We start from the raw sequence: 24526 nt of genomic DNA, 5'->3' as shown, positions 1-24526 counted from the left end.
AGCTGGAATGCTGGACGCAACCACGATCACCGTCGGTGTCGAGGAGGAGTTCCTGCTCGTCGACCCGGTTACCGGTGCCCCCGTCGCGAAGAACACCGAGGTGGCCGCCGCGGCCGAGCAACGCGGCGTCGACCTGCAACTCGAACTGACCTCGTGCCAGGTCGAGACCAGCACCGGCGTGCACAGCGAAACACCCGCGCTGCTGGGCGAACTCGCCGAGTTGCGCCGCAAGGTCGCCGAATGCGCGGAACAGGCGGGCACCCGTCTGCTGGCCGTCGCGGTGCCGCCGACCGTGCCCGAGCGGTTCCCGGTCACCGACACCGAGCGCTATCAGCGCATCGCCGACACGTTCGGGATGATCGCGCACGAGCAGGGCCTGTGCGGTTGTCACGTGCACGTCGCGGTGCCCGATCGCGAGACGGCGATCCAGGTGAGCAATTATCTGCGGCCGTGGCTACCGGTGTATCTGGCGCTCACCGCGAACTCGTCGATCTATCGCGCGGCCGAGACCGGCTACGCGAGCTGGCGCAGCATCCTGTGGCGGCGCTGGCCGAGCGCCGGTCCGCCGCCCTATTTCGACTCCGCCGCCGACTACGCGGCGATGGTGGAGATGATGATCGCCGGCGGCAACATTCTCGATACCAAGATGGTCTATTGGGACGTCCGGCCTTCCGAATCGTTTCCCACCGTCGAGGTCCGGGTCAGCGACGTGCCCGCCACCGTCACCGAGACCGCCCTGCTGGCCACGCTGGTGCGCGCCACCGCGATGATGGCGCGGGCGGCGCTGGAGCGCGGCGAACGCGCGCCGCAAGTCCCCGGCGAGGTGCTGCGCGCGGCCTATTGGAACGCCGCCCGCTTCGGACTCGACGGCAACGGTCTCGATCCGGTGTCCCGGCGCGTCGAGCCGGCCCCGGCACGACTGTCCGCGCTGCTCGAGCATGTCGCGCCCGCCCTCGACGAACTGGGGGATCGCGCCTTTGTGACGGATGCGGTGGCGACGGTGCTGGAGCGCGGCAACGGCGCCCGGCGGCAGCTCGCGGCCTTCCGGAACAACGGTCGAGTGACCGACGTGGTGGCAGAACTCGCCGACGCCACGTTGGAGAAGTGCCGCTAGCCGGGCGCAGTGCCGCTGGCCGGGCGGCTCAGCGCGCGTCCGCGCGGATCTGCTCGGCGAATTCGTCGTCCAGTGCGACGCGGACGAGCGCCGCGGCCAACGCGCCGACTCGGCCGTCCGGCGCGAGCGCGGCGAGTTGACCGGAATCGGTCGGCAGGTCGACCCGCTGCGCGCCCTTCTTGGCGCGTTCGTCGAAATACGGCCGCGCCCACGTCCATACGTCCTGGACCTCACGCAGGAAGATATCGCTGCCGGTGGGCCCGATCCCCTGGAACTCCTGGAGCAGCTGCGCCGCACGTGCCCGGTCCTGTTCGGCGGCCTCAGCCAGTTTGCGTAGATCACCGCCGTACTTGTCGAGCACCATGTTCGCGTTCGCACCGAGGCGCGTCGCGGTGCTCTCGTCGTAGCGCCGGTAGTGCCCGCGGCCCAGCGCGTCCACGAGTTCTTGCCATTGCGCGTCCGCGATCCGTTGCGGGGTGCGGTATCCGGTGGAGATCAGCTCCTTCGCCGCGGCGACCGCGATATCCGCCGAGATCCGGGCGCTCAGCAGCTCGGCGAGCACGAGCAGTTGGAACAGTGGCGCGGGTTTGTCGGCCAGGTCGATACCGGCCTGCGCCGCGTAGCCGTCGCCCGCTCGCTCGAGCAACGCGTGCACGACATTTCGCTTGCGCATGGCGCCTCCTCCTATTTCGATGCCGGTTGCGTCTTCGGAATCCCTTCGCTGCCACCGAAACTGGCTTCCTCCGGGCTGACCAGGCCGAGCAGGGCCAGCGGGCGTGGCGTCACCGCGTCGGTGGCATACGCCAACGAGATCGCCCACCGATTCACGCCTCTGGGCACCGCATAGGTGTGATAGGCCCGGGTCACGACCTTGGCGAGCCGCCCCGACAGGTGGATACCCAGCGGGTTGGCGACGGCGAAGCCCGGACCCAGATCGACGACCAAGCCCATGTCGCGGTGCTTGTACGGTGCGGCGGTGCTGAGGCCGAGGCTCGCGGCCACATTGCGCGCCAAGGTTTTTCCCTGACGCGTCGCATGCTGCGCGGTCGGCGGGGTGATCTCGCCGGGTTTGGTCAGGTCCGGGACCGCCGCCGCATCGCCGCCCGCGAACACGTCGGGATGACCGGGCACGCCCAGCTTCGAGTCGACCACCAGGCGGCCGCGTTCCAGGGGCAGATCCAGGGTGCGCAACAGCGGTGCACCGGTCACGCCGGTCACCCAGGCCACGGTGTGGGTCGGGATCACGCTGTCGTCGGTGAGCACGACGTGGCCTTCGGTCAGCTCACGCAGCGAGGTCTGCAATCGGATGTCGATTCCCCTCCCCCGCAACACCGCCAGGACCTTGTCCCCGAGTCGTTGGCCCACTTCGGGCATCACCCGGTCGGCCATGTCCAGCAGCACGAAACGCACCTCGGCGGGATCGAAACCGCGGCGGTGGGCGTAGGCGTCGGCGAGCGCGCGCAACTGTGCGATCAGTTCGGTGCCCGCGTACGAAGCGCCGACCACCACCACGGTGCGGCGGGCCCGCCGTAGCTCGGGATCGTCTTCGTGGTCGGCCAATTCGAGTTGGCGGAGCAGTTGCTCCCGCAGATACAGGGCCTCGGCAATGGTTTTCAGGCCGCGCCCGTGCTCGGCCAGACCCGGCACATCGAAGAGCCGGGTCACCGAGCCGGGCGTGAGCACCAGCCGATCCCACGAGAGTTCCCGCGGCGGGTAGTACTCGCTGCGCACGGTGATCGACTTGCGTTGCAGGTCAACGGATTCGGCTTTGCCGACGACGAGCCGCACCCGCGGCAGCGCGTCGGCGAGCGAGATCACCACGAATCGGGGATCGATCAGTCCGCCCGCCACGTCCGGCAGCAACGGCGTATAGAGCATGTAGTCGTCGGGCGTGACGAGCACGACCTCGATGTCGCTGCCCGCCTTCGCCAGTCGGTGGCACAGTTTCGCGGCACAGGTGAAGCCGGCGAAGCCGCTGCCGACGATCACCACCCGCTGCGGGCTCTCGGTCTCGGCTACCGGCACCACCGGCTACCTCCTCTGTCTCTGGTCGGGCCTCGAACGGCGATCAGGCGTCGGGACGCTCGATATCCCCGCGCCACGCGCCGGTCTCGTGCTGCCTGCTCTCGATGAACTTCTTGAACCGCTGCATATCGCCGTTCACCCGGTGCTTCAGCACGCCGAGCCGGTCGGCGGCCGTCTCCACGAAGCCGTCCGGGTCGACGTCCATCTGCGCGGTGATCCGGGTGTGCGTGTCGTCGAGCCGGTGGAAGGTGATCACCCCCGCGTGCTGAGGGCCGGAATCGGACTTCCACGCCACCCGTTCGTCCGGGTGCTGCTCGGTGATGGTGGCATCGAACTCACGGGTCGAGGGCCCGACGTGGATGCGCCAGTGGGTGTGCCGGTCGTCGAGCTGCTGCACCGCCTCCACACCCTCCATGAACTCGGGGAACGACTCGAACTGCGTCCACTGGTTGTAGGCGGTGCGGACCGGTACCTCGACATCCACGGTGGCGGCCAACGTACTCATGTGAACCCCTTTCGTTGCTGTCGCGTTGCGCGACTCGGTCAGGGGCGGCATACCCGGGCAACCGGAGCAGAAACAGGCTCAGCCGGGCCGGAAACCGGCTTGCCTGGCAATGATTCCGAGATCGTCGACGAACGCCCGGTAGGCCGCGGTCCGGTCCGGCGCGCGCAGCACCGCGGCGGGGTGCACGGTGGTGATCACGTCGTAGTCGCCGTGCGCGATCACCTCGCCGCGACGCTCGCTGACCTTGAAAGCGTTGCCCAGCAACGCTTTGGCGGCGATCGCGCCCAACCCCACCACCAGCTTCGGGCGCACGAGGGACAGCTCCGCGCCGAGCCACGCGGAGCAGGCGACGATCTCGGTGCGACCGGGCTGTCGGTGAATTCGCCGCTTCCCGCGCTCGGTGAACTTGAAATGCTTCACCGCGTTGGTGAGGTAGACCTGATCGCGCGGTATGCCCGCCTCGGCCAGCGCACGGTCCAGCAGACCACCCGCCGGGCCGACGAAGGGATGCCCCTGCACGTCCTCTTGGTCGCCGGGCTGCTCCCCCACCATCACAAGGGCGGCCGCGGCCGGTCCCTCGCCGAACACCGTCTGAGTGGCATCCCGGTACAGATCACAACCGTGACACCCTTGCGCGGCCGCCCGCAGGGTACGCAGCGAGGGCCGCCCGCTCGGGACGAATTCGGCGGCTCCTGGTGCTGCATCACGACCGGGCACAACGACTTCCGTTCACTCGGTGACCACGCGGATGGTATGGAGTTCGGGATCGGCGGGATCGGGCACGTTCATGCCGGAATCCAGCCCCGTGCGCAGGTATTCGACGACCGCCTCGTCGATCCGCTCACCGGGGACGATGACCGGAATACCCGGCGGGTACGGCGTGACCTGTTCGGCCGCGATCCGTCCCGGCGCCTCCGCCAGCGGCACCGCCTGCCCCCGGCCGAAGAAGGCATCGCGCGGCAGCATGACGGTCTCCAGTTCCAGCTCCTCCGGGGACAGCAGCCGGATATGGTGCGGCGCAGGCTCTTTCAACTGCTCCCGCCAAGCGGTGAGCGCCGCGACGAGCCGGTCCGCGGTCTCGTCGTCGTCGGCGAAGGACAGCGTGGCCAGAACGCGTCGATGGTCGCTGAGCCCGATGTCGACGTGCCGTTCCGCACGCAACCAGTCGGCGACCTCGTAACCCGTTGCCCCCGTACCGGATACGTCCATCAGCACCTGCATTCGATCCAAGTCGTGCGACGCTTCGACGCCGAGCAGCTCCTTCTCCATCACCTGAATGCCCGGTATCCGCGCCAGCTCGGTGCGCAGCCGATCCGACAAACCCAACGCGGCACCGAGCAACCGGTGACCGTCCTGCACCATCTGGCGGCGCCAACCGTCGATCGCGGCGTATATCAAGACGTTCGGGCTGGTGGTCATCAGCAGGTCGGCGCACGCGCTCAACCGCGCCCGATCGATCAGATCGCCTTGCACGTGGAAGACCGAGCCTTGCTCGAACCCGGCGCCCATCTTGTGCACGCTCACCACGCAGACATCGGCGCCCGCGTCCATCGCCCAGGTCGGCAGCTCCTCGTGGAACGGCAGATGCGCGCCCCACGCCTCGTCGACGATCAGCGGCTTGCCGCGGCGGTGGCACACCGCGGCGATGCCGGCGATATCCGCGCAGGTCCCGTACGGGCTCGGACTGACGATCAACGCACCAGAGGCGTCCGGATGGCGCTGCCACGCGTCCTCGATCTGCTCGACCGAGGGCGGATGGGAGAAATGCCGCTCGGCGTCCCAGCGCGGGGTCACCCAGCGGGGCAGCAGGCCGGCGAAGATCAGTCCGGCGACGATCGATTTGTGGCTGTCCCGCCCGAGGATCAGCCCGCCGTCGCCACCACCCGCCACGGCGAGCATCGCGGCCTTCACCGACAGCGAGCTGCCGCAGGTGGAGAAGAACGCCATCTCGGCGCCGACGGCATCGGCCATCAGCTCTTCGGCGTCCGACAGGTACTCGTTTCGGGTGCGCCGATCATCGAGCCCGCCGGCGGCGAGCACGTCGCTACGGAAAGCGTCGCCGAGTACCTGCCGTACCCGGTCGTCCACGCCGCGTCCCTGGCGATGGCCGGGCGGCGTGAAGCCGTACCGGCCACGCCGCCGGTAGTCGTCCAGTGCGTCCAGAATCGGTGCTCGTAGTTGGTCCATCCATGATCGGCTACCCACCGGCACGCGGATCATGCACCAGCGTGTCGTCCGAGGTCAGCAGCTTGTTCAGGCTTGCTCAGGCTTGCGAGAATGCGTCCAGCGCGCTGCCCAAGCGGGGATAGCACCTGATCCAGGCGGCCGCGCCGGACAGGTCGAACGCCCGCTGGGTGGGCCGCGACGACACCACCGCAGCGAATTTCCGGTCGCCGCCTTCGGCCCGTTCGGCGGCGAGGATGAGCACGTCCACTCCGGCGAGGCCGAGGAAGGCGATCCGGCTGGTATCCACCACCGTCGCGGGGAAGTGCTCACCGGCCCGCACGACCTCGTGCAGCAGGGGTGCGGTGGCGAGATCGAGGTCGCCGACGACGGCCAGCACCCGGATCCCGGGCAGGGCGTCCACCCGGATGCGCAACTTGCCGCGCGCGTAATCGCGCGTTCTGGAATGCTGCGGGTGCGACAACAGTCGACGAGACATGCGGGGTTGGCGCGGACTTACCTGATTGGTCATGCTCAACGCTCCGGTTCACCGCCGAACGGACATATCGCCCAGCTTGATTCGGTGATAGGCCGGGCCGAATGCGGCGACACCGAAGGGAGCCGTCTCGAGCGGGGACTACCGTCGGCTCCTGTCTGAACCTCCTCGAAACCTACTCCACCCCGGCGAGCAGCGCCATTCCCCCTGCTCGCCACGGCGCGGCGACCGGCGCCGGCGTCGGTACCGGCGCACAACAAGGACCACCGCGCGGTTGTGCAAGTTCGCAATTTCGGCTGCGAGCGCCCACCTGTCCGCGCGGGCACCGAACTCGACTACCGGATCTGGTTCGACACGGCGTTCCCGCTGCCGAGCGCGCCTGCTCGCCCGGGCACTCGATCTGATCTGGCACCGGTGGCGTTCGCCTCGGCTGATCGCCCGATGCGAGCGCTACGACATTGCGCGCTAGCGCACGCGGGGACGGAACGAGTCCGGGTCGGCGGCGGCCCAGTCCGCGGCCCAGGCGGGTGGCGGTTCACCGGTCAGTTGGCCCGGCGCCAGCCAGTCGTAGAGTTCGGCGTAGGACAGCTGCTCGGTGGTCGAGATGCGCTTGCGCAGCAGGTGGGGCGTGAGCTGGGCCGGGTGGTCCACCCCGAGGGACGCCATGATCTGCACGGCCTGCGCGACCGTGGCCTCCTGATAGCGCCGGACCCGCTCGGTCTTGTCGGCCACGTCGAGCGCGCGAGCGCGCCGCGGATCCTGGGTGGCCACGCCGACCGGGCAGTGGTTGGTGTGGCAGCGCTGCGCCTGGATACAGCCGATGGCCATCATCATGGCGCGCGCCGCGTTGGTGTAGTCGGCCCCTTGGATCAGCCGTTTGACGATGTCGTTGCCGACGGCCACCTTGCCGCTCGCCCCGATCTTGATCCGGTCGCGCAGTCCGGTGCCGACGAGCGCGTTGTGCACGGTGATCAGCCCGTCGGTCAGCGGCAGCCCGACGTGGTCCTCGTACTCCAAAGGTGCTGCGGCCGTGCCGCCTTCGGCCCCGTCGACCAGGATGAAATCGGGCGTGAGGCGCTCGGCCAGCATCGCTTTGCAGATCGCGAGGAACTCGCTGCGGGAACCGAGACAGAGCTTGAATCCGATCGGTTTACCGTCCGAAAGTTCGCGCAGCCGGGCGAGGAACGCCACCAGTTCGCGCGGGGTCCGGAACGCGGAATGCGCTGCCGGACTGACACATTTCTCGTGCGCGGGCACGCCGCGGAACTCGGCGATCTCCGCGCTCACCTTCGCGGCGGGCAGCACACCGCCCAGGCCCGGCTTGGCGCCCTGGCTGAGTTTGATCGAGATCGCTTTGATCTGCTCGTGCGCGGCCTGCTCGGCGAACCGGGCCGGATCGAACGCTCCGTCGCGGGTGCGGGTGCCGAAGTAGCCCGAGCCGATCTCCCACACCAGGTCGCCGCCGCCGTCGAGGTGGTACGGCGTGAGCCCGCCCTCACCGGTGTCGTGCGCGAAACCGCCTAGCGCCGCACCGCGATTCAGCGCCCGCAGCGCGTTCGCCGACAGCGCGCCGAAGCTCATCGACGACACGTTGAACAGCGACATCGAGTACGGCCGGGTGCAGTCCGGGCCGCCGATCAGTACCCGCGGCGCGCTGGCGGGCTCGGGCACCGGCGCGTTCGAGTGGACCAGGTACTCGTAACCCACGCTCTCGATGTCCCGCTCGGTACCGAACGACAGTTCGCCGTGAATGCCTTTGGCACGCTCGTAGATCATCGTCCGGATATCGCGGTCGTACGGGCGCCCGTCGACGTTGCGTTCGATGAAATACTGCTGCAATTCCGGTCGCAGGCTTTCCAGCAGGTACCGCATGTGCCCGAGGATCGGATAGTTGCGCAGCACGGCGTGGCGCCGCTGCGCCAGATCGTAGCTACCGACCCCGAGCAGCGCGGCCAGGGCCACGGCCAGTACCCACCACGCCCACGAGCCGATCGAGGCGGCGACACCCACCGCGATCGTCGCGGCGAGCAGGAACCCGACGACGAAGAACCGGAGCATAGGCCGCTTTACCCTCCTCGCACGCTCACTCTCGGCCGGGAGTCAACACCACCTTCACCATACCGTCGGACTTCTGCTGGAACTGCGCATAGGCCTCCGGCGCGCCGGACAGCGGGAGGTGATGCGTCGCAAAGGAATCCACGCCCAGCGGGTCGCCATCGTGCAGCAGCGGGAGGATATCGTCCACCCACCGCTTCACGTTGGCCTGGCCCATCCGCAGCTGGATCTGCTTGTCGAACAGCACCCGCATGGGCAGCGGATCCACCATGCCGCCGTACACGCCGACCAGCGAGATGGTGCCGCCGCGGCGCACGAGGTCGATCGCGCTGTACAGGGCCGCCAGCCGATCGACGCCCGCGGTGTCGTTGACCTTCTCGGCGACCGCGTCCGGCAGCAGCGCGGCGACCTTCTGCGCCATCGAGGTGACCGGCGACCCGTGCGCTTCCATGCCGACGGCGTCGATCACCGAATCGGTGCCGCGCCCCGCGGTCTTCTCGCGCACCATATCGGCGAGGTGCCGCCCGGCCACCTGGAGATCGATGGTCTCGATGCCACGCCGCGCGACCCGATCCAGGCGCTCCGGCACCAGCTCGACGCCGATCACCCGGAATCCGCGTTGCGCCGCGATCCGGCAGGCCATGTCGCCGATCGGGCCCAGCCCGAGCACGGTCACCGACCCGCCCGCCGGGATCGCGGCGTACTCGACCGCCTGCCAGGCGGTCGGCAGCACATCCGACAGGTACAGGAAGCGATCGTCGGCCGGGCCGATCGGGACCTTGACGTGGGTGAAGTCGGCGTGCGGCACCCGCAGGTACTCGGCCTGCCCGCCGGGCACCTGACCGTACAGCTTCGAATAGCCGAAAAGCGCGGCGCCGCTGCCACGTTCACGCACCTGGGTGGTCTCGCACTGGGTCGTCAAGCCTTGGTCGCACATGAAGCAGTGGCCGCAGCTGATCTGGAACGGCACCACCACGCGGTCGCCCTTCGCCAGGTTCGTGACCGCCGCGCCGGTCTCCTCCACGATGCCGATCGGCTCGTGCCCCAGCACATCTCCCGCACTCATGTACGCGCCGAGGACTTCATAGAGGTGCAGGTCCGAGCCGCAGATCCCGGACGATGTCACCCGGATGATCGCGTCGGTCGGTTGCTCGATCCGCGGGTCGGGTACCTCCTCCACCCCGACCTTGCGCTTGCCCTGCCACGTCACTGCCTTCATCACTGCTCCTTCATCGAGTGCTCGCCCGCACCAGCACTACTCGCGATATCCCGTCGAAACTTGAACCGTCGCAGCGCCTTCGGGGCACGAGCGCTGACCTATTCGTATGCCGGGTAGCGCTCGGCGTTCAGCACCCGCGCGAGGTGGGCAGCGTTGCGCGCCATGGCTTTCGTGGCCGAGGCGGTCGAGTCCGGGACGCCGTCGAGATCTTGATAGTCGGTGCCGCCCATGGCTTCGCCGTTCCAGTACGTGCAACCCTGCGCCGGGACGGAGAAGCCGATGTCGTTGAGCCCCTGGAACAGATCGGCCACGATCTTGTGCGCGCCGTCCTCGTTGCCCACCACGGCGGCGACGGCGACCTTGCCCACCATGGACGGCCGTCCGGCATCGTCGGTTTCGGACAGTTCCGCGTCCAGGCGCTCGAGCACGCGCTGCGCGACCGAGGACATGTGGCCCACCCACGTCGGTGTCGAAACCAGCAGGATGTCCGCCGCCGCGATGCGGGCGCGGATCGTCGGCCACTGATCGCCGGATCCTTCGTCGGCACGCACACCGGGATGCACGTCGTAATCCACCACCCGCAGGATCTCGCCTTTGACGTCGTGCTCGGCCAGCGCGTCGAGCGCGTGCCGGGCGATGAGTTCGCTGCTGGACTCGGCGGGCGATTTCTGCAACGTGCAGACCAAGGCGACGGCGGTGGGTGCGGTCATGATGTTCGTCCTCCTGTGCGGGTCGGGAATCCTGTGCGGGTCGGGAATCGAACTGCCGGGACGGCGGGCGGCGCACGGACGCCTGTGCACCGCATACCCGAGGACGACGGCGCAAACATCGCCGAACTCTGCGGTCCGGCCGCGTCCGCGAACGACCGCCGCCGCACGGGAGACTGGTATGAAGAAGCGATGGGTATCAGCAACCTCGCCGAGCAGATCGCCGCGGCGGCGCAGCGGACCGGCCGCACCGTCGCGGTTGCGGAATCGCTGACCGCCGGTCGCCTCGCCGCGGCGCTGGGTGCGGCTCCCGACGCGGGCAGTTGGTTCCAGGGCGGTGTGGTCGCGTACTCGCGCTTCGTCAAGCACCGCGTGCTCGATGTGCCCGAGGGACCGGTGGTGTCGCAGGTCGCCGCCGAGTCGATGGCACGCACGGTGCGCAAACTGACCGGCGCGACGATCGCCTGTGCGGTCACCGGCGCGGGCGGGCCCGACCCGCAGGACGACCAACCCCCGGGCACGGTCTGGTTCGCCGTCTCGACCGAGGATTCGACCGCGACCGAGCGCCGGCATTTTCCGGGCGATCCCGCCGCGGTGCTCGAACAGACGATCTCGCACGCCCTCGAACTCGTGCTCGACGCGCTACCCGCGCGGTAGCCGTCCTACTTCCGCAGCTGGGCCAGATAGTCGTTGTAGGCCTGCAGCTCGGTGTCCGCACTGCGGTTCGCGCGCTCCCGCGCGGCCGCCGAGCGTTCCTCGTCGCGCCGCCAGCGGATCGCGAACACCACGACGATCAGGAAGGCGACAGGTTCGCCATAGGACCAGGCCAAGGCCCCGGCGAGCTGCTGGTCCGACATCGGGTCCACCCGCCACGACTCGGGTGGATGCGCGAACCGCTCGATCATCGGCGTGGTCGCCATCATGATGATCACGCCGAAGAAGGCGTGCAGCGGCATCTCCAGAAAGAGGTCGAAGAAGCGGCCGATGTTCGTCTGCCGCACCGGCAACGGGCCGACGGACAGCACCGGCACGATGAACAGGATGCCCGACGCGAGGAAGAACACCTCGAGTCCCAGATGCCCCGCCGTCGTCCCGCCGACGGTGTCGACCAGGGAAGTCAGGTACACGCCGTAGTAGCTGAACAGGAACAACGCGATCGTGCACGCGTGGCTGAGCAGAATGCGCGCGGCCCGGCTGCGCAGACCGGCGAGCGCCACCCGCACGACGATCCGGCCGATGCCGTGGTGCGGGGTCGCGCGCAACAGCAACACACCGGGCGAGCCGAGCACGAGCAGCGGCGGGATCGCGATCGAGAGCGTGAGGTGCTGGAACATCCATGCGCTGAACAGCCGATATCCGTACCCTTCCACCGCGAGTCCGGTCACGCCGAGCAGCAGCACGCAGCCGCCGACGAAGCACGCCGTCCGCCACCACGGCCAAGCCCGGCCGATCCGGCGGAGCTGCCGCACGCCGAGCAGATAGACCACCGCGGCCAGGACGGCGACCGCGGGCAACAGCGGTACCGGCTGCGGCGCCCACCCCAGCATGGCGCCGATCGACGGCGGCGCCTCGGGCACATTCGCCACGAAACTCATTGCTGCCCGGAGCGTCTCGTACCCACCATCGGACCGGCGACCATGCAGTGCGCTTCACATTCACACATAGGCATCAGACGATATATAACGGGGCGCTGCCATGGCAGCCCCACCGTCGCCGATAGTGACGTGGATCGCATCGGAGCCCGGCGACATGTGCCGATTCTCCGGCGGGCATCACGCGCGGTCGGACTCGCGGGCCGGAAGTGGCTTCAGGACCCGGGGGCGCGAGTACGGGATATCGAGTTCGGCCAACGAAACGAAATAGGCGTCGATTTCGCGTGCATAGTCGCCGATGCCGTCCTGGCCGTCACAGAAAAAGCCGCCGCCCGGCGTCAGAGATCCGTCGGCGGCCAATCGGCTTATCCGAATTCGTATCTCGTGCAGCAGGGCCGCGGTATCCGGTCCGATCTCGCGCTCGAACAGGGAATGCTCGACACGGGGCGGCGGCCGGTCGAACCGGGCCAGTAATCTTCGCAGGCCAGAGGTAAGACCCGACCGAAACGGCCGTCGTCGTGCATCCATCGGTACCTCACGCGTCCCGGCACCGACCCGGCTGAGGAACTTTCGCCGAGTCGGGCTGGAACTCACCGTAACCGCACGAGCCCTGCCCGGAATATCGGTTGATCGATGGACTCGGATCAACCAATTTAGTTCGGCGAGCGAAGAATACGAGTGGGGCGCGGCCGCCGACCGCACCGCACTCGCGCTTCTTGTCGCTCGGTCAGAGCAGGCCGAGGTGCTCCAGGTTGGTGATGTATTTCAGAATGGTCGAGTCGGTCAGGTGCGGGATGTCTTTGTCCGGGCCGATATTCGCGTCCTGCACCGCGGTGCGGAAGCGGTCGGCCGGGGCGACGCTGCCCTCGACCGGCGGCTGCGGATGCGCGTAGCTGTGCAGCAGCGGCAGCAAGGAATGCTTGCGCTGTTGTTCGGGTAGCGCACGCAGTTTCGTGCCGAACTGCTCGAGCCACGTCTGATAATCCGCGACCCGGGCGATCGGATAGCCGGCCGCGACCAGCCAGTCGACGAATTCGTCGAGCCCGATGCCGTCATGGTGCGGGTTCATCACGTGGTAGGTCGAGAAGCCCTCGTGCACACCGAGTTCGGTGACCGCCTCGGCGATGAAATCGACCGGTAGCCCGTCGTAGTGCGCGCGCCGGCGCTGCCCGGCCGCATCGGTCTGGTAGAACGAGGCGGGCGCGACGCCGGTGGCCACCAGGCTGAGCATCAAACGGGTGAACATGTCGGGCACGTTCAACTGGCCGACATAGCTGCCGTCCACCATGATCATGTCGCACCGGAACACACTGACCGGCAGCCCGTAGCGCTCGTTGGCCTCGCGCAGCAACACCTCCCCCGCCCACTTGCTGTTGCCGTAGCCGTTGGCGTAACGCTCGTCGACCGAGCGGGTCGCGCTGATCGTGCGGATATCGGCGTCCTCGACGAACTGCCCGGCCGCGATCTGATCGCCGACGCCGACGGTGGAGATGTAGTCGAAGATCTTCTGTTTTCCGGTGAGCGCCAACCGGATCAGCTCGGCCGTGCCCACCACGTTCGGACCGAACAGCTGACTGTAGGGCAGCACGTGGTTGACCAGCGCGGCGCAGTCCACGATCAGGTCCACGCGCTCGGCCAGCTGCTGCCAGGTGGCGCGGTCCAGCCCGAGATCGAGGTCGCCCTTGTCACCCGCCACCACCTCCAGGTGCCGCTCGGCCAGCCGCCGGTAGTGCGTCAGCAACTCCGGGTCCCCGCTGTCGAACACCTCGTCCAGGCGCTGCCGGGCGGCCGCGTCGTCGGTCGCGCGGACCAGGCAGATCAGCGTGCCGTCCACCGGACCGAGCCGTTCCAGCAAGGCCAGCGCGAGGAATCGGCCGAGGAAGCCGGTGGCGCCGGTGAGCAGCACGGTGCGCACGACATAGTTCGGCGCGGGCAGAGCGGCGGCTCCGTCGAGCGTGGCCGCGTCCAAGAACCGCTCCAGGGTGAGGTCGGCGGCACGCACCTCGGTGGCATCCGGTCCGTGCACACTCGCGAACGTCGGCCGCGTCGCCTGCGCGCCGGACTCCAGGAAGGCGGCCAGGGCGCGCAGATCGGTGGCCGGACTGACGATCACGCCGACCGGCACCTCGACGCCGAGGATGTCGTGCAGTGCGTTGCCGAAGGTCAACGCGGACAACGAGTCTCCGCCGAGCTCGGTGAAATGCGCCGCCGGGTGCACGTCGGCGGCGGCGATACCGAGCAGCGCGGCGGCCACCCGGCTGACGGTCTCGAGCACCGGCCGGTCGGCCGCGCCCGCACGCAGCGCGCGCAACTCCTCGGCCTGTCCATCGGACAACCGCTGATACAGCTGCTCGAGCAACTCGCCGTAGCGTTGCCGCAGCTTCGGCCGCGCGAGTTTGCGGATGCCGGTGAGCAGGCCGTTCTCGACAGTGAACGGCGTTGTCTCGACCAGGAAGTCGCGCGGGATCTCGTACGACTGCAAACCGGCATCGGCGGCGACCGCCCGCAGGGCCTCGGTGAGCAGCGGGCCGACCGCACCGACGTCACCGGAAACCCGTTCCAGTACTGCGTCGTCCGGGACGATCACCGCCAAAAGGTAAGGGCGGGCGCTGTTGCCGTAGATGTAGATCTGCTGGATCAGCGGACTGGCCCCGAAGGCCGCCTCCAGCTTCGACACCGTGACGAATTCGCCCTGCGACAGTTTGAGCACATTGTTGCGGCGGTCGAGATAGCGCAACTCGTCGGGCTGTACCTCGGCGACGATATCGCCGGTCCGGTAGTAGCCGTCCGGGTCGAACACCTCCGCCGTCACCTCGGGCCGGCGGTAGTAGCCGGGAAAGATGTTCTGGGTCTTCACGAGCAGCTCACCGCGCGGGTGGGGGCGGTCGGTGCGGTAGTAGCCGAGTTCGGGCACGTCGGCCAGCTTGTAGTCGAGCACCGGCGGACGCACCACCTTGCCGTCGACCGTGATACCACCGGCCTCGGTGGAGCCGTACCCGTCCGGTAGGTGGAAACCCAGTAGGGCGTCCACGAATTCGCGCACCTCGACCGAGATCGGCGCAGACCCGGTCACCGCGCCGAGCGCGCGCCCGCCGAGCAGATCCCGCCGCAGCTCCGCGAGCAGTTCGGGGGCCCGCTCGGACCGCTCGGCGGGACCGACGCCGTCGAGGGCCCGCTGGTATTCCTGGTAGAGCAGATCCCACACCCGCGGCACGAATTGCAGCTGCGTCGGCCGGACCAGCGAGAGATCCTCCAGGAAGGTCGAAAGGTCGCTGCTGGCAGTGAAATACGCGATACCGCCACGGGCCAGCGTGCCGTACAGCGTGTACCGGCCCATGAGATGGCTCATCGGCATGAAGTTCAGCGTGATCCACGGTCCGGCCGCGTGCGGGCCCTCCCCCAGACCGAATTTGCCCTGCCACAGGTTGGCGACCAACCGCTCCGAATACATGGCGCCCTTGGGCGTTCCGGTGCTGCCCGAGGTATAGATCAGCAACACGATTCGCTCGCTGTCCGCCGCTGCCAGCGCAACCTCGCCGGCTTTGCCGCTATCGGCAAGTTCCGCAAGCGTTTTCAGTGCCACGCCGGTCCCGGCGAGACGCGCGGCGGCCGCCTCGTACGCTTCGCGATGGGCGTCCACCTCCGCCCGGTGGTCCAGCACCACGATCAGCCCCGGCCGATGCTCGCCGTCCGCGAGATCGAGCGCCTCAGCGAGCTGGTCGACACCCGCCGCGAGGACGCGCGGCTGCGTCTCGGCCAGGATCGGGCGCAGTTGCGCCGCAGGCGCATTCGACTGCATCGGCACGGCGACCACACCCGCCAGCGTCGAGGCGAGGTCGAACACGGTGTATTCGACACTGGTGAAACCGAGCATCGCCACGTGCTCGCCGGGGCGCACCCAGCCGCCGTCCGCCGCGCCGCGCAATCCGGCGGCCACGGCGGCCACCTGCTGCCCGAGTGCGGCGTAGGTCATCGTTTCGTATTCCGGCAGCACATGCAGCGTCGTGCGGCCGGTCACCGGATCGGCGACCAGCCGGGTGGCGCGGGCGCCGACGGCCGGGCGGTCACCATAGGCGGCGAACACGATGCGGATCAGTTCCGCGAGCCCTACCGCAGGATCTTGAATTCGAGCGTTGACTGCCGGATCGGGCAGTGCACCCGCGAGCACCTCGTCCGTGGCGGACAGGTCGTTGATTCGTCGAGCTACCTCTACATCTGTCATCACATGTCTCCCTGACCAGCGGTTTGGCAAAGCAGCAATGTCTTTAGTTCTGGTAACTATCTACCTGGGACAGGTTACTCCCCCGCTGCCCAACTGAGAAGACGCTCGTCGCGCCGTGTGCGACTGCTCGCACCGCGAACGCACCTCCGACCGAATCGATCAAGGGTTGAACTCGAGCAGCGCCGAAGTTGTTCGCGCCGGAATTTCTGCCGGAGCCCGGGAGTTGCATGCGGGCATGCAGATTGGGATCATCACTTTTCTCACCGACGAAGGCATCAGTGGTAAGGCACTAGGTCCCGCGCTGGAGGATCGCGGCTTCGAATCGCTGTTCCTGGCCGAGCATTCGCACATCCCGGCGAGCAGAAAGTCGCCGTATCCGATGGGCGGCGACCTGCCCCGCCGCTACTACCGCACGCTCGATCCGTTCGTCGCGCTCAGCGCCGTCGCCGCGGTGACCGAGCGATTGATCCTGGGCACCAGCGTCACCCTGCTGATCCAGCGCGACGTCATCCACACGGCCAAAGAGGTGGCGAGCCTGGACCTGATCTCCGGCGGGCGCGTCGTATTCGGCGTCGGCGTCGGCTGGAATCGCGAGGAGATGGCCGACCACGGCACCGACCCGCGCACCCGCGGCGCATTGCTGGACGAGCAACTCGAGGCGATCCGCGTGATCTGGACCGAGGAACTCGCCGAATACCACGGCCGTTTCCTCGATTTCGATCCGATGTACTCGTGGCCCAAGCCCGTGCAGCGGCCGCACCCGCCGATCTTCGTCGGCGGCGAGACGGCCGCGATCAAACGCGCCATCCGGCACGGCGTGGGCTGGGTGCCCAATGGCGCGGCCACGGCGGCCGAGGTCCCGGCGCAGCTGGCGCCGTTCGCCGGCAACGACCTGCCCGTGATGGTCGCGCCGGTGCTCCCCGACCCGGCGATCCTCGATGCCTACGCCGAGGCCGGGGTGCAACGGGTGGCGCTGTCGCTGGCGCCGCTGCCGGAAGCGGACGCGCTACGCAAACTGGACACCCTGGTCCCGTTGGTCGAGCGCTATCACGCCTGACCCGCCGTTCAGGGCTTGCGCGCCACCGCGCCGTACGCGGAAATGGGCCGGGTTTCGCCGACCTGCGTATCGCCGGAGCGCCATTCGGTGATCGAGACGAAACCCGGCTCGACCAGCTCCAGATCGTCGAAGACCGCGCGGATCTGGGCTTGCGGCCGAGGCACGTAGGGCACGCCGCCGCTGTTGGTGTAGTTCTCGCACAGCGTGACATAGGCCTTGCTGTCGTCGGTCCCGTCCCACAGGATCAGGTAGCTGCCCGACGGGACCGCGTCCACCACGGTGCGCACGATGCGCAGCATGTCCTCGTAGGTCTTGGCATGGCCGAGCACACCCATGAACATGACGCCGATCGGCTTGTCGAAATTCAGCACGTTGCGGGCGTCGGCGATGATCTGCTCGGGGTCGTGGTAATCGCAGTCGACGTAGGTGGTGACACCCTCGTTGGTGGTGCTGTTGAGCAACGCCCTGGCATAGGTCAGCACCAGTGGATCGTTGTCCACGTACACGATTTTCGATTCGGGGGCGATCCCCTGCGCCACCTCGTGGGTGTTCTGCATCGTCGGCAGGCCGGTGCCGATATCGAGGAACTGACGCACCCCCGCTTCCTGCGCGAGATAGGTCACCGCGCGAATCAGGAACTGGCGCGACTGCACCGCCATGGTGCTGATGTCCGGATCGACCTGCAGGCTGGCTTCACCCACGACTCTGTCGACTTCGTAATTGTCCTTGCCGCCCATCCAGTAGTTCCAGATGCGCGCGGAATGCGGGATGTCGGTCCGGATCTGCGGGGTAAGGTTCTCGGACATGGTTTTTCGGCTCCTCAGCGAACGCGAACAGCGGGGCACCGCCGGCCAGCGACGGTAGGGTATTGACAGGTTGCATCCGATCTGCCTGTGACAGTACAAGCTTCAACCTCGCCAAGGGCCAAGTTAGCGAAGAGCTGTCCGAGATCGTAACCGGCCGTCCATATACGGCGTACGGTCGCACTGATCCCGCGCACCCGGCCAAGTCGTCCGACCGTCAGGTTTGTCCGGGATGTCGGGAAAGAAACTCCCCGACAAGGGTATTCACCGCATCGGGGACTTCGGCGGCAGCCAGGTGCGCGGCGTTGTCGAGGACGACCAGTTCGGCGGCCGGGATCGCGCGAGCCATGGTCTCGAGCTCGGCAAGTGGAAAGGTGTTGTCTTCCCGGCCGGCCACGACAAGCGCGGGACAGGCGATGGCAGCGAACAGTTTTCGCTGATCAGGCCTGCGTAGCACCACCGAACGGACCGCATACGAAGCGGCGGCCACATCGTTGTCCTGGGCGGTGTCGAGCACCTGCCGCACCACATCGGGTCGCGTCGCGCGGCTCGTCGGACCGAGGAAGGCGCGTAGCACCCCGCGGGTCAGCGGCGGCCTGATCCCCCGCAGCAGTCGCGCGAGCACCAGCAGCGCACTGAATTCCAGCCGCTGCCGCAGCGGCGCCACGGAGGCGGTGCCGTTCATCAATACGACGCTGTGCACCCGATCGGGATAGATCGCGGAGAATGTGCCGCCGACCATCGCACCCCACGAATTCCCGACGAAATGCGCCCGCGCCACACCGAGCCGGTCGAGCACCGCCACCACGCACCGCGCACATTCGTCGAAGGTGAACACCCGAGTCAACGGCGCCGACCGCCCGTGCCCCGGCGGATCGATCGCAATGGTCCGATACTCCGCAGCGAAATGCGCGACCTGCGGCTCCCACAACGTCGCGTCCATCAACAGACTCGGCCAGAACACAATCCCCTCCCCCTCCCCCGCAACCGAAACATGCAGCTCCCCCAACGCGGTGGGCACGAAGACATGAGTGGGGTCCACGAAATTCACCGTATCGACGGCGTACCCGATGTACGCCATTCGAAGGACACCGGCCGGACTCGAACCTCGGTACGGTCGGGCAAAGCAGCGACGGTCCCGGCGGGGCCACCTCGCCTGGGCCACTGCCGGAGGGCGCGTACATGGCAGATTCTGTTGAACATCAATTCCTTTCCCAGCGGGTGGTCGACGTGCTGAGCGACATGGCAAAATCCCGCCTCTATTCCTACACCGAGGCCGAACGACGCAAGTTCGACTTCGCCTGCGAGCTCCAACGGGATTGGTCCCGCCCGACTTCGATGCCGACTCAGGCGACGCTGAAAGGCCGGGTCTTTCTCGACCTGTGCGCCCAACTCTGGCGGCAGCATCAGACCGGCACTCTGAATGCCGAGATGACGCACATCCTCCGGCTGCTCGACCTGCGGTACGACCCCGAGGCGATCGAAGAATCAGCGCGCACACTGCATTTGGCCGGCCCGCTGCTCACCGAGGTCCCGAAGATGGCCGCCGGCCGGCTGATCGCCACGATCGCGGCGGCGGTCGCGCGCTGGGGCATCGACTTCGAAACGATCGAACACGTGGTGCCGCAGCACAGTGTGAAGTTGCCCGCGTGGTGGCCGGACAATCCGGCCGAATAACCCGTCAGCCGTTGAGGTTTGCGGTGATTTCGGCTGCGGCGGCGAGGACGGCGACGGCCAGGTCGGGGACGCGGGTGTCGGGGACGCGGGTGGAGAGGGCGGCGATGCTCACCGCGGCGACGACGTCGCCGTCGGCGCCGTGCACGGGGGCGGCGATACCGAGCACGTCGGGGTCCAGTTCGCCGCGGCTCACGGCGTAGCCCTGCTCGCGGGTCTGTTGCAGGCGGGCCAGCAGCGCGCGCTTGGTCACCGGGGTGCGCGCGGTGAAGCCTTCCAGGTGGGTGGTGTCGAGAATGTCGTCGACCGCGGCGTCGGAAAGCCAGCTCAGCAGGCTGAACGCGGACGCTCCCGCATTGATGGGCAGGATCTCGCCGCGCTCGTAGGTGATCCGCACGGCCCGGCTACCACTGTCTTCGCGTTCCAGGCAGATGACCCGATCGCCGGTGAGCCGGGTGAGCAGCACGGTTTCCCCCACGGTGGTCGCGAGGCGGCGCATGATCGGCCGGGCGATCTCGGAGAGGCCGAAACCGCGGCGAGCCAGCCGCGCCAGCTCCATCACCCGCGCCCCTAGCCGGTAGCCGCTGCCGTCGGCGTCCTCCAGGAACCCGGTCTGGGTGAGGCTCTGCAGATACCGGTAGGCGGTGGAGCGTCCCACCGCGAGATGGGCGGCCACCTCGGCCGCGGTCAGCACCAGATGTCGCTCGTCGAACATCAGCAGGATGTCGAGCGCGCGGTCCGCGGTGGTATTGCGTTCGCGGTACCCACTGTTCGGTCCAGAAATATGTCCTGCCATGTAGGACATTCTAGGGTTCCAGTCTGGAACCTTGGCCAATTTCGTCCCGTTTATCAGGACTTCGGTCCCTATATCCGGGACGCGCACTTAGAGTGGACTCGAGCAGCCTTCCGGAAGGAGCGTTCGAGTGCAGGGTGGGGTGATCGAAAGCGATGTCGTGATCGTCGGCGCGGGCCCGGTGGGCATGACCGCGGCGGCACTGCTCGCGGCCCGCGGCGTACGGGTACAGGTGCTCGAGCGGAACACCGAGACCAGTGACGAGCCGAAGGCGATCAGCATCGACGACGAGGCGTTGCGCGCCTACCAGTGGGCCGGCCTGGCCGAGCGACTGCTGCGAATCATGGTGCCCGGCACCGGCACTCGCTATTACGACAGCCAGGGCAGCCCGCTGTTCCACGCCCGCGCCGAGCAACCCCGCCGCTTCGGCTACCCGTTCAAGAATCCGTTCGCCCAGCCCGACCTGGAACGCGAACTGGCACAGCACCTGCGACAGCAACCGACCGTGCGGCTGCGCATGGGCACCGAGCTGACCGACCTGGTGCCGGACGACGACGGCGTCACGATCCGTTGCGGCACACTGCGACTGCGGGCCCGCTACGTCCTCGGCTGCGACGGCGGCCGCTCGACGGTGCGCGACCGGCTCGGCATCGGCATGCGCGGTCACAGCCATCCGGAGACCTGGCTGGTCGCCGATGTGCTCGGCGATCGGCACGACCAGCGGTACGGGATGCATCACGCCGATCCCGCGCGCCCGCACGTGATCATCCCGGGCAGCGGCGGGCGCTGCCGGTACGAATTCCTGCTGCACCCCGGCGAAGGCGAACTGCCGGAGCTGGAACTGGTGCACCGCCTGCTCGCACCGTATCGCGAGATCACCGACGACCAGGTGGAGCGCGTGGTGACCTACCGGTTCCACAGCCTGGTCGCGGAGCGGTGGCGCACCGGGCGGGTGTTCCTGCTCGGCGACGCCGCGCACATGATGCCGCCGTTCGCGGGCCAGGGCTTGAATTCGGGCATCCGGGACGCGGCGAATCTCACCTGGAAGATCGCCGATGTGCTGGCCGGCCGGCTGACCGACGCCGCGCTGGATTCCTATGAGAGCGAACGGAAACCGCACGCCCTCGCCACCGTCGCCCTTTCGGAGCGGATGCGGCGGGTGGTGATGACGACCGATGCCAGGCTGGCCCGGCGGCGCGACGACTACCTGCGCCGGGCGGTCTCGACACCGCATGGCAAAGCGTATTTCGAAGGGATGCGGTACCGGCCCGCCCAGGTCTATTCGACCGGGTTGATCGCGACCGCGACCGCGCCCGTCGGCATCGCGATCGGGCAGCCGGTGGTCTTCGAGGCGGGCACCGGCCGGATGCGGCTGCTCGACGAAATCCTCGGTCTCGGTTGGGCGTTGCTCGGCGTCGGCGGCGACGCGGCGGTCCTCGCGGCCGAGCTGCGCCACGCACAATCGTTCGCGCCGGTGGTGCTGCACGTCCCGATCGATGACCGGATGCCTTCGTGCGCACCGGGTATCGGCTCGATCATCGACCTCGACGGCCGGCTCGCCGCCGACCTGGCCGCGTACCGGGGGCACAGTGTGCTGTTGCGCCCGGACCGGTTCGTCGCCGCCGCCTGGCAGCCGGGCCACGCCCCCGCCCTCACCACGGCGCTGTGCGCCGCCGACCCCGTTCCCGCATGAGTACGGAAGTGAAGGACCGCATGGACTCCCCGCAGCCGTTGTTGCACAACGCGTCTCGGCACAGCGGTGCGCTACGCCGTACCGCGGCGTCCCACCTCGGGTTGCGAGTTCCCGAGGTCGGCCCGGTGGCCGAGTTCTACGGGCGCGTATTCGGTTTGGTGCCGCACAGCGAACTGTCCGGCGGCGGGCTGCGGCTGGGCTGGGGCCGCGGCCATCACGTGCTGGATCTGCTGCCCGGCGCGCCCGCGCTGGACCATCTGGGTTTCGAGGTGGCCGACCCCGATGGACTCGGCCTGCTGGACAAGCGACTGCGGGCGGCGGGCTACTCGGTCGACGCGCTGGACGAGCGGTTCCTGGACGAATCGGTCGGCACCGCAACCGGTCTGGGCACCACCGACCCTGAAGGCAATATCGTGCATTTCCACGCACCGGTGCACCGCACCGGGGAGCGCGGCGCCGATACCGGGCAGCGGCCGATCCGCTTCCAGCATCTCGCCCTGGGCAGCACCGATGTCCCGCAGATGATCGACTTCTATTGCCATACAGTCGGTTTCCAGATCTCTGATCAGTTGTCCGACGGCTCCTTCGCCTGGTTGCGCAGCAACCGCGATCATCACACCCTCGCGCTCGTCGCCGCCGAGCGGGCCTGCCTGGACCACTACTCGTTCGACCTCGCCGAATGGAACGATTTCAAGCGCTGGTGCGACCGCCTCACCGAGCAGGAGGTGGATGTCGTCTGGGGTCCGGGCCGGCACGGACCCGGCAACAACCTGTTCGTCTTCGCGGACGATCCCGCGGGCAACCATGTCGAACTGTCTGCGGAGATGGAGAAGTTCCACGACGATCGCGCCACCTACACCCCACGGCGCTGGGATCCGGTGCCGCGCAGCGTGAATCTGTGGGGCGGGCAGCTCGCGAGCTGGCGGCGCACCGGGGAAGGGAGCTGAGATCGTGCGGAAAGCAGCCGTGACCGCGCACAGCGCGGCCGCCCGCGACCGTCTCCCGGCGACCGGCGTCATCGGGCTGTGTGCGCTCATCGTCATCGCCGAGGGCTACGACCTCATCATGTACGGCGCGATGCTGCCCGCGCTGCTCGACGAAACCGGTTGGGGGATGACCAAATCCACCGCGGGCACGGTCGGCAGCATGGTCTACGTCGGGATGACCGCCGGGGCGCTGACCGGCGGCCGGCTGGCCGATCGGTTCGGGCGGCGGCGCCCCCTGCTGGTCGCCGTCGGCTGGTTCACCGGTTGGACCGCGGCCTGCGCGCTGGCCGGCTCCGCGGCGCAGTTGGGCGCGTTCCGCCTGCTGGCCGGGATCGGTATGGGTGCCGCGGCCGCCGTCGCGTTGGCGCTGGCCAAGGAGTACACCGCGCCCGGCCGCACCAGCCTGACCGTCACCGTGCTCATGGCCGGTATCCCGATCGGCGGCATCACCTCCGCCCTCGCCGGCTTGGTCCTGCTGTCCGAGCACGGCTGGCGGCCGCTGTGCTGGATCGGCGCGATCGGCTCCGCGCTGGTCCTGCTCGTCGCGATCGTGTTGCTGCCCGAGTCCAGGGAATTCGCACGCACCCGCAGCCCGAGCCGGGTACGCGAACTGTTCGCCGCGCCCCGCGGATCGATGACGATCCTGTTCGCGGTGGCGGCCTTCGCCGAATTGCTCACCTGGTACGGGCTGAACACCTGGATCACCACGCTGATGCGGGAGCTGCGCTATCCGATGACCTCGGCTCTGCAGTTCTCGCTGACCCTCAACAGCGGTGCGGTCATCGGATCGTTCGCACTCGCCGCGGCGGCCGTGCGGTGGGGCGCGCGTCCCGTGGCGAGCGTGAGCGCGTGCATCGCCGCGACCATGATCGTGGCCTGTGCCACGGGGCTGTCGGATCGGCTGCTGCTGCTCGCCGTCATCGCGGTGCTCGGCGCGGCCGCGCATTCCACCTTGAATCTCATCAATGCCGCTGTGGCGGACGCCTATCCGGCCGACCTGCGCGGTAGCGCGCTCGGTTGGTCCAACGGCGTCGGCAGGCTCGGCGCGGTGGCCGCGCCCACCCTCGGTGGCTGGGTATTGGCGGCGACCGGTCCGCTGCAGGTCTTCCAGACCTTCATCCTGACCTCGGTCTGCGCCGCCCTTGTGCTGGCGGCGCTGACCCGCACCGGCCGCGCGGGCCGACCGGCCCCGGTCGATCGAACGCGGGTGGCCGGATGAACACGACACCGCATCCCGGGTGGGTCGGACCGCGGAGGGGGCGGCCCGACCTGCACTCCCAGCGCGCCCCACCGCTCACGCGTCGCCGGCTCCGTCGCCGCATCGAGGGGTTGCGGTGCGAGTGGCCGGCACCGAGCCGGCGTCGGGCGACCGGCGGCGCGCGGACAGCGGAGGGAGGACCGCTGCCGCCCCGCCCGGCTCGA

The 24526-nt window shown here is 68.5% G+C and carries 22 protein-coding genes; 7 read left to right on the top strand and 15 right to left on the bottom strand.

All coding sequences use genetic code 11. The annotated features are described in order from the left end of the window. Nucleotides 1–7: 7 nt before the first annotated feature. Nucleotides 8–1114, top strand: a complete 1107-nt coding sequence (locus NVU01S_RS00365) for a glutamate--cysteine ligase 2 (RefSeq protein WP_043675253.1) — start codon at nucleotides 8–10, stop codon at nucleotides 1112–1114. A gap of 28 nt (nucleotides 1115–1142) precedes the next feature. Here NVU01S_RS00365 and NVU01S_RS00360 read toward each other — a convergent pair whose 3' ends face one another. From NVU01S_RS00360 to NVU01S_RS00320, 9 genes are all read right to left on the bottom strand, one after another. Further along, on the bottom strand, nucleotides 1143–1787 hold the full coding sequence (locus tag NVU01S_RS00360) for an HhH-GDP family DNA glycosylase (RefSeq protein ID WP_043675255.1): 645 nt from the start codon (nucleotides 1785–1787) through the stop codon (nucleotides 1143–1145). Between the two features lie 11 nt (nucleotides 1788–1798). Further along, on the bottom strand, nucleotides 1799–3142 hold the full coding sequence (locus tag NVU01S_RS00355) for an NAD(P)/FAD-dependent oxidoreductase (RefSeq protein WP_175068853.1): 1344 nt from the start codon (nucleotides 3140–3142) through the stop codon (nucleotides 1799–1801). A gap of 40 nt (nucleotides 3143–3182) precedes the next feature. Next, on the bottom strand, nucleotides 3183–3644 hold the full coding sequence (locus NVU01S_RS00350; protein WP_029894903.1) for an SRPBCC family protein: 462 nt from the start codon (nucleotides 3642–3644) through the stop codon (nucleotides 3183–3185). Between the two features lie 78 nt (nucleotides 3645–3722). Beyond that, nucleotides 3723–4361, bottom strand: coding sequence for a UdgX family uracil-DNA binding protein (locus NVU01S_RS00345; RefSeq protein WP_043675258.1), 639 nt, complete (start codon nucleotides 4359–4361; stop codon nucleotides 3723–3725). 12 nt (nucleotides 4362–4373) lie between these two features. Continuing rightward, a complete protein-coding gene (locus NVU01S_RS00340; RefSeq protein WP_043675261.1) occupies nucleotides 4374–5831 on the bottom strand; it encodes an aminotransferase class I/II-fold pyridoxal phosphate-dependent enzyme in 1458 nt (485 codons plus the stop codon). Between the two features lie 76 nt (nucleotides 5832–5907). Then, nucleotides 5908–6339: an STAS domain-containing protein gene (locus tag NVU01S_RS00335; RefSeq protein ID WP_156161724.1), complete on the bottom strand. Its 432-nt coding sequence runs from the start codon at nucleotides 6337–6339 to the stop codon at nucleotides 5908–5910. A gap of 429 nt (nucleotides 6340–6768) precedes the next feature. Next, nucleotides 6769–8361, bottom strand: coding sequence for an FMN-binding glutamate synthase family protein (locus NVU01S_RS00330; protein ID WP_043675267.1), 1593 nt, complete (start codon nucleotides 8359–8361; stop codon nucleotides 6769–6771). A gap of 25 nt (nucleotides 8362–8386) precedes the next feature. Further along, on the bottom strand, nucleotides 8387–9577 hold the full coding sequence (locus tag NVU01S_RS00325; protein WP_043675270.1) for an alcohol dehydrogenase catalytic domain-containing protein: 1191 nt from the start codon (nucleotides 9575–9577) through the stop codon (nucleotides 8387–8389). A gap of 98 nt (nucleotides 9578–9675) precedes the next feature. Further along, complete coding sequence (locus tag NVU01S_RS00320) at nucleotides 9676–10287, bottom strand: flavodoxin family protein (RefSeq protein WP_043675272.1); 612 nt, start codon at nucleotides 10285–10287, stop codon at nucleotides 9676–9678. Between the two features lie 189 nt (nucleotides 10288–10476). Here NVU01S_RS00320 and NVU01S_RS00315 point away from each other — a divergent pair, with 189 nt between their 5' ends. After that, nucleotides 10477–10941 (top strand): CinA family protein, encoded by a 465-nt coding sequence (locus NVU01S_RS00315; RefSeq protein ID WP_043675404.1) that lies wholly within the window; start codon nucleotides 10477–10479, stop codon nucleotides 10939–10941. 5 nt (nucleotides 10942–10946) lie between these two features. Here the strand turns inward: NVU01S_RS00315 and NVU01S_RS00310 are convergent, their stop codons facing one another. The 3 genes from NVU01S_RS00310 to car all read right to left on the bottom strand — a co-directional run bounded on the left by NVU01S_RS00310 (nucleotide 10947) and on the right by car (nucleotide 16098). Further along, nucleotides 10947–11879 carry a cytochrome c oxidase assembly protein gene (locus NVU01S_RS00310; protein ID WP_043675274.1) on the bottom strand — a complete coding sequence of 311 codons (933 nt, stop codon included), beginning with the start codon at nucleotides 11877–11879 and terminating at the stop codon, nucleotides 10947–10949. 177 nt (nucleotides 11880–12056) lie between these two features. Then, nucleotides 12057–12404 (bottom strand): hypothetical protein, encoded by a 348-nt coding sequence (locus NVU01S_RS43060; protein WP_156522217.1) that lies wholly within the window; start codon nucleotides 12402–12404, stop codon nucleotides 12057–12059. A gap of 199 nt (nucleotides 12405–12603) precedes the next feature. After that, nucleotides 12604–16098 (bottom strand): carboxylic acid reductase, encoded by a 3495-nt coding sequence (car, locus tag NVU01S_RS00300; RefSeq protein WP_043675280.1) that lies wholly within the window; start codon nucleotides 16096–16098, stop codon nucleotides 12604–12606. 235 nt (nucleotides 16099–16333) lie between these two features. Between car and NVU01S_RS00295 the strand changes: the two genes are divergently transcribed. After that, nucleotides 16334–17155 (top strand): LLM class F420-dependent oxidoreductase, encoded by an 822-nt coding sequence (locus NVU01S_RS00295; RefSeq protein WP_043675283.1) that lies wholly within the window; start codon nucleotides 16334–16336, stop codon nucleotides 17153–17155. Nucleotides 17156–17163: 8 nt separating this feature from the next. Here NVU01S_RS00295 and NVU01S_RS00290 read toward each other — a convergent pair whose 3' ends face one another. Continuing rightward, entirely contained in the window at nucleotides 17164–17961 is a 798-nt protein-coding gene (locus NVU01S_RS00290; protein WP_014984626.1) for an SAM-dependent methyltransferase, read from the bottom strand. Nucleotides 17962–18175: 214 nt separating this feature from the next. Beyond that, nucleotides 18176–19039, bottom strand: a complete 864-nt coding sequence (locus NVU01S_RS00285) for an alpha/beta fold hydrolase (RefSeq protein WP_052280901.1) — start codon at nucleotides 19037–19039, stop codon at nucleotides 18176–18178. Between the two features lie 101 nt (nucleotides 19040–19140). Between NVU01S_RS00285 and NVU01S_RS00280 the strand changes: the two genes are divergently transcribed. Beyond that, the gene (locus NVU01S_RS00280) at nucleotides 19141–19635 is read left to right on the top strand and encodes a hypothetical protein (protein WP_156161725.1); all 495 of its coding nucleotides are present in this window, start codon (nucleotides 19141–19143) and stop codon (nucleotides 19633–19635) included. Between the two features lie 4 nt (nucleotides 19636–19639). On the opposite strand, the gene NVU01S_RS00275 is transcribed toward NVU01S_RS00280, so the two are convergent. Further along, on the bottom strand, nucleotides 19640–20428 hold the full coding sequence (locus tag NVU01S_RS00275) for an IclR family transcriptional regulator (RefSeq protein WP_043675408.1): 789 nt from the start codon (nucleotides 20426–20428) through the stop codon (nucleotides 19640–19642). 127 nt (nucleotides 20429–20555) lie between these two features. Between NVU01S_RS00275 and NVU01S_RS00270 the strand changes: the two genes are divergently transcribed. From NVU01S_RS00270 to NVU01S_RS00260, 3 genes are read left to right on the top strand one after another with little or no spacing between them, the layout of a single operon-like run. Further along, nucleotides 20556–22118 (top strand): bifunctional 3-(3-hydroxy-phenyl)propionate/3-hydroxycinnamic acid hydroxylase, encoded by a 1563-nt coding sequence (locus tag NVU01S_RS00270; RefSeq protein WP_043675289.1) that lies wholly within the window; start codon nucleotides 20556–20558, stop codon nucleotides 22116–22118. Further along, the gene (locus tag NVU01S_RS00265; protein WP_244467369.1) at nucleotides 22115–23065 is read left to right on the top strand and encodes a VOC family protein; all 951 of its coding nucleotides are present in this window, start codon (nucleotides 22115–22117) and stop codon (nucleotides 23063–23065) included. The genes NVU01S_RS00270 and NVU01S_RS00265 overlap by 4 nt, the downstream gene beginning before the upstream one ends. Nucleotides 23066–23069: 4 nt before the next feature. Next, on the top strand, nucleotides 23070–24323 hold the full coding sequence (locus tag NVU01S_RS00260; RefSeq protein ID WP_156161726.1) for an MFS transporter: 1254 nt from the start codon (nucleotides 23070–23072) through the stop codon (nucleotides 24321–24323). Nucleotides 24324–24526: the final 203 nt, after the last annotated feature.

The sequence above is a fragment of the Nocardia vulneris genome (assembly GCF_001613425.1).
Taxonomy (GTDB): Bacteria; Actinomycetota; Actinomycetes; order Mycobacteriales; family Mycobacteriaceae; genus Nocardia; species Nocardia vulneris.
This window is presented reverse-complemented; position numbering and strand designations above follow the sequence as displayed.